General features: G+C 71.4%; 15 protein-coding genes. All 15 read left to right on the forward strand.

Features of this window, described 5'->3' with window-relative positions; translation table 11 throughout:
• Positions 1-69 precede the first annotated feature (69 nt).
• Complete coding sequence (hisD, locus tag EGX94_RS12695) at positions 70-1,386, forward strand: histidinol dehydrogenase (protein ID WP_021796812.1); 1,317 nt, start codon at positions 70-72, stop codon at positions 1,384-1,386.
• On the forward strand, positions 1,383-2,510 hold the full coding sequence (locus EGX94_RS12700) for a histidinol-phosphate transaminase (protein WP_021796841.1): 1,128 nt from the start codon (positions 1,383-1,385) through the stop codon (positions 2,508-2,510). The genes hisD and EGX94_RS12700 overlap by 4 nt, the downstream gene beginning before the upstream one ends.
• A 43-nt stretch (positions 2,511-2,553) precedes the next feature.
• Complete coding sequence (gene hisB, locus EGX94_RS12705) at positions 2,554-3,162, forward strand: imidazoleglycerol-phosphate dehydratase HisB (RefSeq protein ID WP_021796848.1); 609 nt, start codon at positions 2,554-2,556, stop codon at positions 3,160-3,162.
• Positions 3,159-3,788: an imidazole glycerol phosphate synthase subunit HisH gene (gene hisH, locus EGX94_RS12710; protein WP_021796813.1), complete on the forward strand. Its 630-nt coding sequence runs from the start codon at positions 3,159-3,161 to the stop codon at positions 3,786-3,788. Before hisB ends, hisH begins: the two co-directional genes overlap by 4 nt.
• Positions 3,789-3,798: 10 nt before the next feature.
• Positions 3,799-4,578, forward strand: coding sequence for a bifunctional 1-(5-phosphoribosyl)-5-((5-phosphoribosylamino)methylideneamino)imidazole-4-carboxamide isomerase/phosphoribosylanthranilate isomerase PriA (priA, locus tag EGX94_RS12715; RefSeq protein ID WP_081707321.1), 780 nt, complete (start codon positions 3,799-3,801; stop codon positions 4,576-4,578).
• Positions 4,575-5,624: a GNAT family N-acetyltransferase gene (locus EGX94_RS12720; RefSeq protein ID WP_021796851.1), complete on the forward strand. Its 1,050-nt coding sequence runs from the start codon at positions 4,575-4,577 to the stop codon at positions 5,622-5,624. The genes priA and EGX94_RS12720 overlap by 4 nt, the downstream gene beginning before the upstream one ends.
• Before the next feature lie 149 nt (positions 5,625-5,773).
• Entirely contained in the window at positions 5,774-6,571 is a 798-nt protein-coding gene (locus EGX94_RS12725) for a YebC/PmpR family DNA-binding transcriptional regulator (protein WP_028706089.1), read from the forward strand.
• 150 nt (positions 6,572-6,721) lie between these two features.
• Positions 6,722-7,234 carry a crossover junction endodeoxyribonuclease RuvC gene (locus tag EGX94_RS12730; protein ID WP_028706088.1) on the forward strand — a complete coding sequence of 171 codons (513 nt, stop codon included), beginning with the start codon at positions 6,722-6,724 and terminating at the stop codon, positions 7,232-7,234.
• Positions 7,231-7,836 carry a Holliday junction branch migration protein RuvA gene (gene ruvA, locus EGX94_RS12735; protein ID WP_021796845.1) on the forward strand — a complete coding sequence of 202 codons (606 nt, stop codon included), beginning with the start codon at positions 7,231-7,233 and terminating at the stop codon, positions 7,834-7,836. The genes EGX94_RS12730 and ruvA overlap by 4 nt, the downstream gene beginning before the upstream one ends.
• Positions 7,837-7,909: 73 nt before the next feature.
• Entirely contained in the window at positions 7,910-8,938 is a 1,029-nt protein-coding gene (gene ruvB, locus EGX94_RS12740; RefSeq protein WP_192962711.1) for a Holliday junction branch migration DNA helicase RuvB, read from the forward strand.
• Between the two features lie 138 nt (positions 8,939-9,076).
• Positions 9,077-9,490: a preprotein translocase subunit YajC gene (gene yajC, locus EGX94_RS12745; protein ID WP_021796826.1), complete on the forward strand. Its 414-nt coding sequence runs from the start codon at positions 9,077-9,079 to the stop codon at positions 9,488-9,490.
• 115 nt (positions 9,491-9,605) lie between these two features.
• On the forward strand, positions 9,606-11,363 hold the full coding sequence (gene secD, locus EGX94_RS12750) for a protein translocase subunit SecD (protein ID WP_123826391.1): 1,758 nt from the start codon (positions 9,606-9,608) through the stop codon (positions 11,361-11,363).
• Positions 11,363-12,703 (forward strand): protein translocase subunit SecF, encoded by a 1,341-nt coding sequence (gene secF, locus EGX94_RS12755; protein ID WP_021797907.1) that lies wholly within the window; start codon positions 11,363-11,365, stop codon positions 12,701-12,703. Before secD ends, secF begins: the two co-directional genes overlap by 1 nt.
• Positions 12,704-12,706: 3 nt before the next feature.
• A complete protein-coding gene (locus EGX94_RS12760) occupies positions 12,707-13,249 on the forward strand; it encodes an adenine phosphoribosyltransferase (RefSeq protein WP_021797918.1) in 543 nt (180 codons plus the stop codon).
• A 100-nt stretch (positions 13,250-13,349) separates the two neighbouring features.
• Entirely contained in the window at positions 13,350-15,719 is a 2,370-nt protein-coding gene (locus EGX94_RS12765; protein ID WP_021797920.1) for a RelA/SpoT family protein, read from the forward strand.
• The last annotated feature ends 16 nt before the right edge of the window (positions 15,720-15,735 follow it).

A 15,735-nucleotide genomic window follows, 5' to 3' on the forward strand; every position in this document is an offset into this window, starting at 1 on the left:
CGGTGCGGAGGGTCTCACCCGCGGCGCGCGGGGCCACCGTACCGGGGCTCCGCGGCTAGGCTTGACGGCATGCTGCGGATCATTGATGTGCGCGGGCGGCGGTTGGACGACTACACTGCCGTGCTGCCGCGCGGTTCGTTCGACGTGGAGCGCGCGCTGACCGCCGTCGAACCCCTCTGCCGGGCGGTCCGGGACGAGGGACGGGAGGCCCTGCTGCGCTTCGCCGAGCAGTTCGACCACGTCGTCCCCGAGCACCTGAGGGTTCCCGACGAGGCCCTCCGCGCCGCGCTCGACGGCCTCGACCCCCGGCTGCGCGCCGCCATCGGGGAGTCGATCCGCAGGCGCCGTCTCGTCGCCGAGACCATCGAGACCGAGGAGGCCTACCGCAGCGTCGAGGTCGCCCCGGGCGCCGTCGTCGGCAACCGCATGGTCCCCGTCGGCCGCGTCGGGCTGTACGTGCCCGGCGGTCTGGCCCCGCTCGCCTCCACCGTCCTCATGAACGTCGTGCCCGCCCAGGTCGCCGGCGTCGGGAAGGTGGCGGTCGCCACCCCGCCGCAGGCCGAGTACGGCGGTCTGCCGCACCCGACCATCCTCGCCGTGTGCGCCCTTCTCGGCGTCGACGAGGTCTACGCCGTGGGCGGTGCCCAGGCCATCGCCATGTTCGCCTACGGCGTCCCCGAGCTGTGCCGCCGCGTCGACATGGTCACCGGGCCCGGCAACATCTACGTCGTGGCCGCCAAGCGGCACCTGCGGGGCCTCATCGGCATCGACGCGGAGGCCGGCCCCACGGAGATCCTCGTCCTCGCCGACGGCACCGCCGATCCGCGGTGCGTCGCAGCCGACCTCATCAGCCAGGCCGAGCACGACCCGATGGCCGGCGCCGTGCTCGTCACCGACTCGCCGGACCTGCTCGGGGGGGTCGAGACGGAGCTCGCGGCCCAGGTCGAGCAGCTCGACACCGCCGAGCGGCTGCGCGTCTCGCTGACCGGCGAGCAGTCCGGCGTCGTCCTCGTCGACGACATGGAGCAGGGCCTGGCCGTCACCGACGACTACGCGCCGGAGCACCTCGAGGTCCAGACCGCCGACGCGGCCGGGCTCGCCGCGCGCGTGCGCAACGCCGGCGCCGTCTTCGTCGGCGGCTCCGTGCCGGTGCCGCTGGGCGACTACTCAGCGGGATCCACGCACGTCCTGCCGACCGGGGGCGCGGCCCGTTACTCGTCCGGGCTGACCGCGCGCAGCTTCATGAGATCGGTGCACGTCGTCGACTACACGTCGCAGGCCCTGGCCGATCTCGGCGAGACCGTCCAGCGCTTCGCGCACGCCGAGAACCTTCCAGGCCACGCCAACGCCATCGCGGTGCGCACCGGGGAGCAGGTGCCCTCATGAGCAGGACCGCGCGGACCCCAGGCCCGGGGATCAGCCTCGCCGAGCTGCCGCTGCGGCCCGAGCTCGTCGGTGCGGAGCCCTACGGCGCCCCCCAGCTCGACGTGCCGGTGCGCCTCAACACCAACGAGAACCCCTACCCGCCCAGCGCGCGGGCGAGGGCCCACATGGCCCGGGAGGTCGAGCGGGCAGCCGGCTCGATCAACCGCTACCCCGACCGCGAGGCCCTGGCGCTGCGGGCCGACCTGGCCGCCTACCTCGGTTTCGGGCTCGACAGCTCGAACATCTGGGTCGCCAACGGATCCAACGAGGTCATGACGCACATCCTCCAGGCCTTCGGCGGGCCCGGCCGCACGGTGCTGAGCTTCACTCCCACCTACTCGATGTACCCCGAGTACGCGCGCAACACGCACACCCGCTACGTCACCGCCCCGCGCCGCGAGGACCACACCCTCGACGCCGAGCTCGTCACGGCGGCCGTCGCCGAGCACCGGCCCGACGTCCTGCTCATCACCACGCCCAACAACCCGACGGGCACGCTCACCCCGGTCAAGGTGATCGAGGAGGTCTGCGAGCGGGTCGACTGCCTCGTCGTCGTCGACGAGGCCTACCAGGAGTTCACCGAGGTGCCCGAGGACTCCTCCCTCGCCCTGCTGGCCCGCTTCGGACGGCTCATCGTCACGCGCACGATGTCCAAGGCCTTCGCCCTGGCCGGCGGACGCGTCGGCTACCTCGCCGCCGCGCCCGCGGTCGTCGACGCCTGCCGCATCGTGCGCTTGCCCTACCACATGAGCGCGCAGACCCAGGCCATTGCGCGCGTCGCCCTGGCGCACAGGGGCGAGATGCTCGCCCAGGTGCAGGCCCTGCGCGAGGAGTGCCAGGGCATGCAGGAGTGGATGCGCCGGGCCGGCCTCGAGGTCGTGCCCAGCCAGTCGAACTTCATCCTGTTCGGCCGGTTCGCCGACCGCCATGGCGTGTGGCAGGAGATCCTCGACGCCGGCGTCCTCGTCCGGGAGGTCGGCCCAGAGGGCTTCCTGCGCCTCAACGCCGGCACCCCCGACGAGATGAGGGCCTTCCGCGAGGCCATCGGGCCGATCCTCGCCCGCCCGGGCGTCCTGGTCCGCTGAGCACCGCAGCACGCACCGCCCACAGCATCCGGAAAGGACGACCATGAGCCGCACCGCGAGCGTTCACCGCGTCACGAGTGAGTCCGACGTCCAGGTCAGCCTCGACCTGGACGGCACCGGCGTCTCGCGCATCAGCACCGGGGTGGGCTTCTACGACCACATGCTCACCGCCCTGAGCAGGCACTCGCTCATCGACCTCGACGTCACGACGTCCGGCGACACATGGGTCGACGGCCACCACGGCGTCGAGGACACCGCCATCGCCATCGGGCGGGGACTGCGCGAGGCGCTCGGCGACAAGGCCGGCATCCGCCGCTTCGGCGACGCCCTCGTCCCCCTCGACGAGGCGCTCGCCCAGGCCGTCGTCGACGTCGCGGGCCGTCCTTACGCGGTGTGCAGCGGCGAACCCGAGTCGCAGGTCACCGCCCGCATCGGCGGGGACGGGGTCCTGTACCCGGGGTCGATGACCTATCACGTCATGGAGGCGCTGGCCCTCAACGCCGGCGTCTGCCTGCACCTGCGCCTTCTGGCCGGCCGCGAGCCGCACCACATCGTCGAGGCCCAGTTCAAGGCCCTCGCCCGGGCCCTGCGCGCCGCCGTCGAGCCCGATCCCCGCGTCGAGGGCGTCCCGAGCACCAAGGGCCTGCTGTGAGCGGGGACCGGCCGCTGGTCGGCGTCCTCGACCACGGCTCTGGCAACCTCCACTCGGCCTGCCGGGCCCTCGACGCCGCCGGCGCCCGGGTGAGACTGTCATCGCGCCCCGACGGGTTCGCCGACTGCCGGGGCCTCGTCGTGCCCGGCGTCGGGGCCTTCGAGGCCTGCATGGACGAACTCGAGGCCGGCGGGGGAGCGGACCTCGTCCGCGCGTGGGCGGCCGTGTCGCGGCCGCTGCTGGGCATCTGCGTCGGGCACCAGGTGCTGTTCGACTCGGGCGACGAGCACGGCCGGACGAGGGCCGGCCTCGGCGTCTTCGACGGCGTCGTCACCGCGCTCACGAGTCGCCGCCTGCCGCACATGGGCTGGAACCTCGTCGAGGCCGCCCCCGGCAGCCGCCTGTTCGCGGGCCTGGCGTCCGAGCGCTTCTACTTCGTCCACTCCTACGCCGCCCACACCGCACCGGACGGCGCGCTCACGAGCTGGGTCGAGCACGGCGGCGACCGCTGCGTGGCCGCCGCCGAACGCGGGCCCGTCTGCTCCACCCAGTTCCACCCCGAGAAGTCGGGCCGGGCCGGGGCCCGCCTGCTGCGCAACTGGCTGGACATCGTCGAAGGGCCGTGAGCGGGCCGCGATGCCATGGGCGCGGCCCGGCCGGTGGGCTAGGGTTTCATCCGTGAGCACTGAACACAGCGAGGCCCTGCAGCTCCTTCCCGCCGTCGACGTCAAGGACGGACAGGCGGTCCAGCTGGTCCAGGGGGTGGCCGGCTCCGGAAAGGTCTTCGGCGACCCGCACCAGGCCGCCAAGCGCTGGGTGGAGGCCGGCACGAGCTGGCTGCACCTGGTGGACCTCGATGCGGCCTTCGGCCGCGGCTCGAACGCCGAGCTGCTCGCCGACGTCATCGGTGAGCTCGACGTCGACGTCGAGCTGTCGGGCGGCATCCGTGATGACGCGAGTCTTGAGCGCGCCCTGGCCACCGGCTGCCGCCGCGTCAACATCGGCACCGCTGCGCTCGAGGACCCGGGCTGGTGCGCCGAGGTCATCAGGGCCCACGGCGACCGCATCGCCATCGGGCTCGACGTGCGCGGCACCAGACTCGCAGCGCGGGGCTGGGTGTCCGAGGGCGGCGAGCTGCTCGACACCCTCGACACGATGAACGCCGCCGGCTGCGCGCGCTACGCCGTCACCGACGTCTCCTCCGACGGCATGCTGTCGGGGCCCAACCTAGAGCTGCTGGCCACCGTCTGCGCCCACACCGACGCCCCGGTCGTCGCCTCCGGCGGCATCTCCTCGCTCGACGACGTGCGGGCCCTGCGCGCCATGGTCGGCCAGGGCGTCGAGGGAGCCATCATCGGCACCGCCCTGTACATCGGAAAGTTCACCCTTCCCGATGCCTTGGCGGTGGCCCGATGACCCCGGAGTGGACGGAGACCTTCGTCGACGACCTGCTCGACTGGAGCTTCCTGAGCTTCGACGACCTGCCCGAGCTCGCCGAGCTGCGCGCGGCCATGGAGTACTACGACGACCCGGTGCAGACCATGGGCTACGAGGACCTCGTCGCCGACTGGGAGCGCCCGGGCGCCCACGCCAGTCACCACGCGGTCGTCGGGCGCGAGAAGAGCGGCCGGATCGTCGCCTACGGGTGGAACCACCCCGACCTGTCCGATCCGGCGGCGCCGAAGGTCTGGTTCGACGTCGGCGTCCATCCCGCATGGCGTCACCAGGGGATCCGCCACAACCTCTCGTTGTGGCTCATCGCCCGCGCCGAGCAGTGGTACCTCTACGTCCACGACGAGGGGACCGGGCCGCTGTGGATCGGCTCGCTCGTCGACGAGAAGCGCATCGGCCTCACCGGCTCGATGGTCGGCGCCGGCCTCGTGCCCGAGCGCTGGCAGTTCGACATGCACCGCGACCTGACCGGCACCGAGCTGCCGGAGCTCGTCGTCCCGCCCGAGGTGACGATCGTGCCCTTCGACGAGCGCTACTCCGAGCAGGCCCGCGCCGCCCACAACGAGGCCTTCTCCGCGCGTCCCGGCGCCGGGGAGACGAGCCGCGAGGACTGGGAGCGCTCCCTGAACTCCGAGGGCGCCCGCGCCCGCCTGTCCTGGTTGGCCATCGTGAACAAGCCCGAGCCGAGCCACGCGGACGCCCCGCACGGGCGCGTCGTCGGCTACGTCATCAACCGTGCCTACGAGGACGAGGTCTCCGAGGGCTGGACGGAGCGCATCGGCGTGTGCCCCTGGTGCCACGGCAAGGGCATCGGCCGCGCTCTCATGATCGCCTCGATGCACGGCTTCGTCGCCGCCGGGCTCGACAGCGCCGGCATCGGCGTCGACACGGTCGTGCCGCAGGCCGCCGAGGACTACTTCAACTCGATGGGCTTCGTGGCCACCGAGCGCCTCATCGTCTACGGGCGCACGAGCAGCTACGAGGAGCTCCTGGTCAGGCGCGGCCGGTAGGGCCGTCCCGGTCCGCGCCGCCGGGCCGGGCCGTGGACGGCAGTGGGTAGAATCGGCAGGGTTTGCGACGCCGCCGACGGTGCGCGCCGCCGATGGGCACGAGCAGTGCACGAGCAGCCGAACGAGTCAGGACAAGAGGGGATCTGCGTATGAGCGGTCACTCCAAGTGGGCCACCACGAAGCACAAGAAGGCGGCGATCGACGCCAAGCGGGGCAAGCTCTTCGCCAAGCTGATCAAGAACGTCGAGGTCTCGGCCCGCGTGGGCGGCGGCGATCCCGCCGGCAACCCGACCCTGTACGACGCGATCCAGAAGGCCAAGAAGAACTCGGTCCCCAACGACAACATCGACCGGGCCGTCAGGCGCGGCTCCGGCGAGGGCGCCGACGCGGTCAGCTACGAGGAGATCATGTACGAGGCCTACGGGCCCGCCGGCGTGGCCATCCTCATCGAGTGCCTCACCGACAACCGCAACCGCGCCGTCGCCGACGTCCGCACGGCCGTCACCCGCAACGGCGCCACCATGGCCGACGGCGGCTCGGTGCAGCGCCTGTTCGATCGCAAGGGCATCGTCACCGTCCCCAGGACCTTCGAGGTCGAGGAGGGGCGCAGGAGCGTCGAGCGCACCGTCGACGAGGACCAGCTCCTCGAGGCGACCATCGACGCGGCCGTCGAGGACCTCCGGGACCAGGGCGACGTCTTCGAGCTCGTCTGCGACCCGAACGACCTGGTCGAGGTGCGCAAGGCCGTCCAGGCCGCCGGCCTCGACTACGACTCGGCCGAGGTCAGCTTCGTCGCCAGTTTCAACCAGACGGTCGACGACGTCGACGAGGCGACGAAGCTCGAGAGGATCATCGACGCCGTGGAGGACCTCGACGACGTGCAGAACGTCTACAGCAACGCCGAGTACTCACCGCAGGTTGAGGAGGCCCTCGCGGAGCAGGAGTGAGCCGCTGGAGTGTTCCGGGCCGGTGCGGCGCCCCGCACGGGTAGACTCGCACATCGAACTGATGTTCGGATCATCCCGGCGGGGCGCCGTCCGCCCCGGCGGGGGTCCGGGGCCCAGCGGCCCGGATGCGGAGGAGCGCCAGTGCGTGTCATGGGAGTCGACCCGGGCCTGACCCGGTGCGGGGTCGCCGTCGTCGAGGGACGCCCCGGCGTGCGGCCGACGCTCGTCGCCGTCGGCGTCGTGCGCACCAGCCCGGGGCTGCCCCACGAGTTCCGCCTGCTGCGCCTCGAGGAGGGCCTCACCGCCTGGTACGACCGCTACCGGCCCGGGACGATCTCGATCGAGCGGGTCTTCGCCCAGCACAATCTGCACTCGGTCGCCGGGGTCGCGCAGGCGGTCGGCATCGCCATGCTCATCGGCGCCCGGCACGACACGCCCGTCGAACTGCACAGCCCCAGTGAGGCGAAGGCCGCCATCACGGGCTCGGGTCAGGCCGACAAGAAGCAGGTGGGCGCCATGGTCGCCCGCATCCTCGGCCTCGACGGGCCGCCGCGGCCCGTCGACGCGGCGGACGCCGTGGCGCTGGCCGTCACCCAGCTGTGGCGCGGGGGAGTCGAGAACAGGTACGCGCAGGCCGTCGCGGCCAGGAGGAGGGCCTCATGATCGCCCAGGTGCACGGGACTGTCGCCGCCATCGGCGCCACCTGGGTCGTCGTCGACGTCAACGGGCTCGGGCTGCGCATCGGCACGACCCCGAGGACCACCGCGATGCTGCGCGTCGGCGGCGAGGCCCTGCTCCACACCGCCATGATCGTCCGCGAGGACGACATGAGCCTGTACGGCTTCGCCGAGCGCGACGAGCGCGAGTGCTTCGCCCTGTGCCTGTCGGCCTCCGGGGTCGGCCCGAAGCTGGCGCTGGCCATCGTGAGCGTGCTGAGCCCGGGCCAGCTCGTCGCAGCGGTGCACTCGGAGGACCTGGGCCAGCTCACGCAGGTGCCGGGCATCGGCCGCAAGGGCGCCCAGAAGATCATCCTCGAGCTGCGCGACCGGGTCGCGGCGCTCGGCGTCGAGGACCCGCCCACCGTCCCGACGGCCGGCGCCCAGCCCTGGCGCGAGCAGGTCTGCGAGGGGCTGGAGTCCCTCGGCTGGTCGAGCAGGGACGCCGAGACCGCCGCCGACGCGGTCGCCGGGCTCGCCGAGTCCGAGCCGATGCCCTCGGTCTCGACGCTCATGAAGGCCGCCCTCGCATCGCTGGCCCGCGCATGAGCGCGGCACCGTTCGGCTCCGGTGCGGGCGCGGGTCCGTCGGGCCCGTGCGCCGTTCCTGCCTCTAGGCTGGCCTGATCATGGAGTACTCACCGGTCAGTCCGCAGGCCGAGCCGGCCGAGCGCGCCGCCGAGGCGGCGCTGCGCCCGTCCAGCCTGGTCGAGTTCGAGGGCCAGCCGCGGGTGCGCGAGCAGCTCGGCCTCGTCCTGGCCGCCGCCCGGCACCGCGGCGCGGTGCCCGACCACGTCCTCCTCTCGGGGCCCCCGGGGCTGGGCAAGACGACGCTCGCCATGATCATCGCCGCGGAGATGGGCGTGCCGCTGCACATCACCTCAGGCCCGGCGATCCAGCACGCCGGCGACTTGGCGGCCATCCTGTCCGGGCTCGTCGCCGGCGAGGTGCTCTTCCTCGACGAGATCCACCGCATGTCCCGGCCGGCCGAGGAGATGCTCTACCTCGCAATGGAGGACTTCCGCGTCGACGTCGTCGTCGGCAAGGGCCCGGGCGCCACGGCCATCCCGATCGACATCCCGCCTTTCACGCTCGTCGGCGCGACGACCCGCGCCGGGTTGCTGCCGGGACCGCTGCGCGACCGCTTCGGCTTCACCGCCCAGCTCGACTACTACGAGGTCGAGGACCTCGCCGAGATCGCGAAGCGCTCGGCCGTCAAACTCGGCTTCGACCTCGACGACGAGTCGGCGCGGGTCGTCGCCTCGCGCTCGCGCGGCACGCCGCGCATCGTCAACCGGCTGCTGCGCCGGGTGCGCGACTACGCCCAGGTCAACAACGGGGGACGGGTGACGGAGGAGCTGTCCGTGGCGGCGCTGGAGCTCTACGAGGTCGACGAGCTCGGCCTGGACCGTCTCGACCGGGGCGTGCTCGAGGCGATCTGCCTCAAGTTCGGCGGCGGCCCGGTCGGCCTGTCGACGCTGGCGATCAGCGTCGGCGAGGAGACCGAGACCGTCGAGGAGGTCGCGGAGCCCTTCCTCGTGCGCCAGGGCTTCCTCATGCGCACCCCGCGCGGACGGGTCGCGACGGCCGCCGGCTGGGCCCACCTGGGCCTGAACCCGCCGCAGGGCGCCCGGGAGGGCCTGTTCCCCTGAACCCCGCACGCCCGCACGGGCCCGTCCGGGCCCTGGGAAAGCGTTCGCAGGCCGTGCCCTGATGGGATCGACCGGACTGAACCGGTAAACTCGCCACGGCGTGCCATCGGGGCACGGCTCGACGACGTAAGGAATGCAATGGGTAGTGGCACTCTCCTCATCCTGATCGTGGTGGTGTTCGCCCTCATGTACTTCATGGTGATGCGTCCCCAGAAGAAGCAGATGGACAAGCAGCGCGAGATGCTCAACCGCATGGACGAGGGCACGCGCGTCATGCTCACGAGCGGCGTGTTCGGCACCGTCCGGGCCACCGGCGAGACCCAGGCCGTCATCGAGCTGGCCCCCGGCGTCGACATCACCGTCCTCAAGCAGGCCATCAACAAGATCGTGCGGCCCGAGGACGAGGAGTTCGAGTTCACCGACGGCGGGCCCGTCGACGACGCGACCGAGTCCACCGAGCCCGACGAGGCGACCGGGGCGCAGCCCGACGAGTCCGCGGAGCCGGACGGGGCCGGTTCCGAGGAGCAGGCCGCCCCGGCCGAGGGCGGATGATGCCGAGCACGAAGACGGCGCCGCGGACGAGGCCGCGACCGCCCGGGCCGCGACCGAGGACGCCGAGAACGATCAGAACTGACACCTGAACCGACACCGTTGGAGAGCCCGATCAATGGCCGCTCGAACCACCACTTCCTACTCACCCTGGAAACGACTGGGGGCCTTCGGGCTCATCCTCGTCCTCCTGTACGCCATGATGGCGCTCACCAGGACGTGGACGCCCCGGCTCGGCCTGGACCTGCGCGGCGGCACGACCATCACGCTGACGGCCGAGAACAACGCCGACGGCTCGGCGCCGACGAAGGACAACCTGGAGACCGCCCGCACGATCATCCAGAACCGCGTCGATTCGCTCGGCGTCGGTGAGAGCTCGGTCACCCTCCAGGGCGATCGCCAGATCGAGGTCTCCGTCCCGAACGTGAGCGGCGACGAGCTCGTCGACCTCGTCGGCACGACGGCCAAACTGGCCTTCCGCAACGTCTACTACATGGACTACAGCGCCTCCGCCGCCCAGCAGCAGTCCCAGTCCCAGTCCGGGGACGCCTCGGGCACCACGGGCGGCGACCAGAGCGCTCCGGCCGACCAGTCGGGCCAGCCGGCCGGCGAGGCCACCGACGGGCAGACCCCGGCCGGGCGCGTCCTGCCCGAGCTGCCCGTCTCGCCGTCCCCCACGCCGACGCCGCGCTCGAGCGCCGCGGGCCAGGGCCCCGCCGACTTCGCCGGCCGGCTCGCCTGGACGCCGAGCTCGCAGGACTACAGCGACTTCATGGCCTGGGACTGCGGCACGGCGACGCCCGACGTCGAGGACCAGCCCCTCTTCGCCTGCAGCGAGGACGGCCAGTACAAGTACCTCCTCGGCCCCGTGCTCATCTCCGGCGAGAACGTCACCGACGCCACCGCCGGCATCCCCCAGAACGAGGTCTCCTGGGTCGTCAACCTCGACTTCGACTCGACGGGGGCGGACCAGTTCGGCCAGGCCACCAGCCGTCTGGCCACCCAGCAGAGCCCGCTCAACGAGTTCGCCATCGTCCTCGACGGCAAGGTCATCTCGGCCCCGCAGGCCTCCGAGGCCATCACCTCGGGCTCCGCGCAGATCAGCGGCGGTGGCATCAACCAGGACACCGCCACGACGCTGGCCAACCAGCTCAAGTACGGCGCCCTGCCGATCTCCTTCGACGTCTCCAGCGTCGACACGGTCTCGCCGACCCTCGGCGGCGACCAGCTGACCGCCGGCCTCATCGCCGGCGCCATCGGCCTGGCGCTCGTGCTCCTCTACAGCTTCGTCTATTACCGCGGCCTCGGCATCGTCGTGACCGGCTCGCTCGTCGCGGCGGCCGTCATCACGTGGGCCACGCTGGTCCTGCTCGGCACGACCGTCGGCTTCGCCATGAACCTTCCCGGCATCGCCGGCGCGATCGTGGCCATCGGCGTCACCGCCGACTCGTTCATCGTCTACTTCGAGCGCATCAGGGACGAGATCCGCGACGGCCACTCGCTGGCGCACTCGATCCAGAGCGGCTGGACGAAGGCCCGCGGCACCGTCGTCATGGCCGACGCCGTCCAGCTGCTGAGCGCCGTCGTGCTGTTCTTCCTCGCGATGGGCACGGTCAAGGGCTTCGCCTTCACCCTCGGCGTGACGACGGCCATCGACCTGTTCATCGTCTTCTTCTTCACCCATCCGCTCGTCACGCTGCTCGGCCGCACCCGCTTCTTCGGCCAGGGCAGCCGATTCAGCGGCTTCGAGCCCGAGCACCTGGGCGTCACCCGGGCCTCGCTCATCGGTCGCCGCCGCACGCACTCCGGTCGGCGCACCGGCGGGCGACGGCCCTCCGGCGGGTCGAAGCCGTCCACCGATCCGAAGGAGGCGTGATGAGCACCGCCGCAGCGACGAAGGATGCGCCGAGGACCTCCGAGAAGGCCTCCGGAAACGGCTTCTTCCACAAGCTCTACACCAGTCGGTTCTCCATCGACTTCGTGGGCCGCCGCAGGCTCTGGTACACCATCGCCATCGCGATGATCGTCGTCTCGTTCCTGGCCATCGCGGTCCGCGGTCTGAACCTCGGCATCGAGTTCAAGGGCGGCTCGGTCTTCACCGTGCCGGTCTCCCAGGTCGACGACGGCACCGTCGGGCGGATCCGCTCGGCCGCCGAGGGCTCGGGCGTGTCCGATGTCTCCGACGCGCAGGTGACCACGGTCGGCGGCGGCTCGGTCCGCGTCCAGACCCGCAGCCTGTCGACCGACGAGGTCGTCCAGATGCGCCAGGCGCTCGCCGAGCAGGTCGGCGTCTCCTCCGAGAGCATCAACTACCAGCTCATCGGGCCCTCGTGGGGCTCCCAGATCACGGTGAAGGCCATCCAGGCGCTCGTCGTCTTCCTCGTCCTCGTCGGCGTGATGATCTGGATCTTCTTCCGGAACTGGCGGATGTCGGTGTCGGCGCTCATCGCGCTGGCCCACGACCTCGTCATCACCGTCGGCCTCTACGCCCTCATCGGCTTCACCTTCACGCCGGCCACGCTCATCGGCCTGCTCACGATCCTCGGCTACTCGCTCTACGACACGGTGGTCGTCTTCGACAAGGTGCGCGAGAACACGACGGACATCACCAAGCAGGGGCGCACCTTCTCGCAGGCGGCGAACAGCGCCATCAACGACGTGCTCGTCCGGTCGATCAACACGACCCTGCTCGGCGTCCTGCCGGTCCTGGCCCTGCTCGTCGCCGGCGTCGTCTTCATGGGCGGTGACGGTCCCCTCGCCGATCTCGGCCTGGCGCTGCTGCTCGGCATGGTGACCGGCGCCTACTCGTCGATCTTCATCGCCACGCCGCTGTTCAGCCAGCTGCGCGAGCACCAGCCCGACATGGTCAAGCACCGCGCCGCCCTCGCCAATCGCGCCAAGCGGAGCAGGACCCGCGTCACCATCGCCACGACCGAGGTGGACGGGACCGTCAGCGCGGCCACCGTGAGCGAGGACTCCGCGCCCTTCACGACCGACGAGGAGCGGCCCCGTACCGATGATGGGGAGCGGACCCGCGCCGACGAGAGGAAGTCCCGCGCAGACGAGAGGAAGGCCCGGGGGACCGGCGGCGGGCGGAGCGGATCGTCCGGGAAGCAGGGCCGGACCCGCCGGTCCGGCGGCTCGGGGCTCGATCGGCGGAACTCGGCGGGCCGCGCCCAGCCGACCCGCACCACCCGCTCCCAGCGGAAGAAATGACCGATGGCAGCGAACCAGACCAGGGTCGACCGTATTGAGGCGCTCGTCCGCACGGTCCCAGACTTCCCCAGGCCGGGCATCGTCTTCCGCGACATCACCCCGCTCATGGCCGATCCGGTGGGCCTCGGCGAGACGATCGACGAGCTCGTCGACCGGATCCCCCGCCCGGTCGACGTCGTGGCCGGCGTCGACTCGCGCGGCTTCCTGTTCGGCGCCCCGATCGCCGTCCGGCTGGGCATCGGCTTCGTGCCGATCCGCAAGCCTGGCAAGCTGCCCGCGCCCGTCTACGAGGAGAGCTTCGACCTTGAGTACGGCTCCAGCTCGCTGAGCATCCACCAGGACGCCCTCGAGCCGGGCCAGCGGGTGCTGCTCATCGACGACCTGCTCGCCACCGGCGGCACCCTCGGCGCGGCTGCCCGGCTCGTGCTGCGCGAGGGGGCGGTCCTGGCCCACACCGAGACCGTCCTCGAACTCAAGGACCTGGGGGGACGGGAGCACCTCGCCGCCCAGGGCGTTGATTCGTTCTCTTCGCTGCTGGCCTTCTGAACCCGCTGTCCGGACCCGGGGCGCCCCGGCGGCGGCGTACGCGGGGCCGTCCCGTCGTCGCACTAAGATTGGCGCACCGAGACAGCGAAGGGGCTTCACCATGACGAGCGGGAGCGAGGGAGTCTACGGGCCCTACGGCCGGGGCGAGAACGGAGCACCCTCGTCCCCGGTCTCCGTCGGCGCGCTGGAACGGGTGAACTCGGGCCCCGAGCAGCCGAGGCGCCGCATGCGCCAGCGCATCGCCCGGCTCGGCGCGAGCTCCAAGAACCCGCAGCTGGCGGTGCTCGACCCGCTCTTCTCGGTCGTACGGGTCAACCACCCGAAGGCCGACCTGGGCATGATCGAGCGCGCCTACCGCACCGCCGAGCACTACCACCGAGGCCAGACGCGCAAGAGCGGCGATCCCTACATCACCCATCCGCTCGCCGTCGCGACGATCCTCGCCGAGCTGGGCATGACCGAACCGACGCTGTGCGCGGCCCTGCTCCACGACACCGTCGAGGACACCAGCTACACGCTCGAGCAGCTCACGGCCGACTTCGGCGAGACGATCGCCGCACTCGTCGACGGGGTCACCAAGCTCGACAAGGTGCAGTACGGCGCCTCCGCGAAGGCCGAGACCGTCCGGAAGATGGTCATCGCGATGAGCCGCGACATCCGCGTCCTCGTCATCAAGCTGGCCGACCGCCTGCACAACATGCGCACCCTCGGCTTCCTGCGCCCCGACAAGCAGAACCGCATCGCCCGCGAGACCCTCGAGATCTATGCGCCCCTGGCCCACCGGCTCGGCATGAACGCCATCAAGTGGGAGCTCGAGGACCTGTGCTTCTCGACCCTCCAGCCCAAGGTCTACGACGAGATCGTGCGCCTGGTGGCCCAGGCCGCCCCCAAGCGCGAACAGCAGCTGCGCGAGGTCATCGACCTCGTCAAGGACTACCTGGGGGAGGCCGGGCTGGGCGGGGCCGTCGTCTACGGCCGCCCGAAGCACTACTACTCGATCTACCAGAAGATGGTCGTGCGGGGCCGCGACTTCAACGACATCTACGACCTGGTCGGTCTGCGCATCCTCGTCGACACGGTCCGCGACTGCTACGCGGTGCTCGGCGTCATCCACACGCACTGGAACCCGCTGCCCGGCCGCTTCAAGGACTACATCGCCATGCCGAAGTTCAACATGTACCAGTCGTTGCACACGACGGTCATGGGCCCCGACATGCACCCGGTCGAGTTCCAGATCCGCACCCACGACATGCACCGCCGCGCCGAGTACGGCGTTGCGGCCCACTGGAAGTACAAGGAGCACCCCAACAAGGCCAGCGGCAATGTCGACCCCGAGGGCACCGACCTGGCCTGGGTGCACCAGCTCAACCAGTGGACGCGGGAGGAGAAGGACCCCGAGGAGTTCCTCGACACCCTCCGCTTCGAGTTGGCCACCTCCGAGGTCTACGTCTTCACCCCGAAGGGCGACGTACTGGCCCTGCCACAGGGCTCCACGCCGGTCGACCTGGCCTACTCGATCCACACCGAGGTCGGTCACCACTGCATCGGCGCCCGCGTCAACGGCAAGCTGGTCCCGCTCGAGTCCAAGCTGTCGAACGGGGACCTCGTCGAGATCCTCACCTCGAAGGCCGAGAACGCCGGCCCCAGCCGCGACTGGCTGAACTTCGTCGTGAGCCCGCGGGCCAAGAGCAAGATCCGCTCCTACTTCACCCGCGAGCGCCGCGAGGAGGCCATCGACCGGGGCAAGGACGCGCTCGCCAAGCAGCTGCGCCGCGCCGGCGTGCCGGTGCAGCGCCTGCTCACCATCGAGCACCTCACCGAGGTGGCCGACAGCTTCCGGCTGCCCGACGTCGACTCGCTCTACGCGGCGATCGGCGAGGGCAACGTGGGCGCCCCCGGCGCCGTCGCGCGCCTCATCGCCGCCGAGGGCGGGATGGAGGAGGCCGTCGGGGAGGGCCTCGAGGAGGCGGCGATCCTTCCCAAGGTCGAGGGGGAACGGCGCCGGCATCGGGCCGGCAGGGGCACCACCGGCGTCGTCGTCGAGGGCGACGCCGACATGTGGGTCAAGCTCGCCAAGTGCTGCACCCCGATGCCCGGCGACGAGATCCTCGGCTTCGTCACGCGCGAGCAGGGCGTCTCGGTGCACCGCCGCGACTGCACCAACGCCGCGAACCTGCTGACGCACCCCGAGCGCATCGTCGAGGTCAGCTGGGCGCCGGACGTCTCCAGCGGCTACCTGGTCAGCATCCAGGTCGAGGCGCTCGACCGCCCCGGCACGCTAGCCGACATCACCCGCACCCTGGCCGATCAGCAGGTCAACATCACCTCGGCGGCGGTCAACGTCACCAAGGACCACCTGGCGAAGATCAGGCTCACCTTCGAGTCGAGCGACCCCGTGCACCTGCACCACGTCATGGCGACGATCCGGAAGGTCTCGGGCGTCTACGACGCGTACCGCCTGAAGCAGTGACGCGCGCAGGCCGGGC

This window comes from Propionibacterium acidifaciens, assembly GCF_003798325.1.
Classification (GTDB): Bacteria; Actinomycetota; Actinomycetes; order Propionibacteriales; family Propionibacteriaceae; genus Propionibacterium; species Propionibacterium acidifaciens.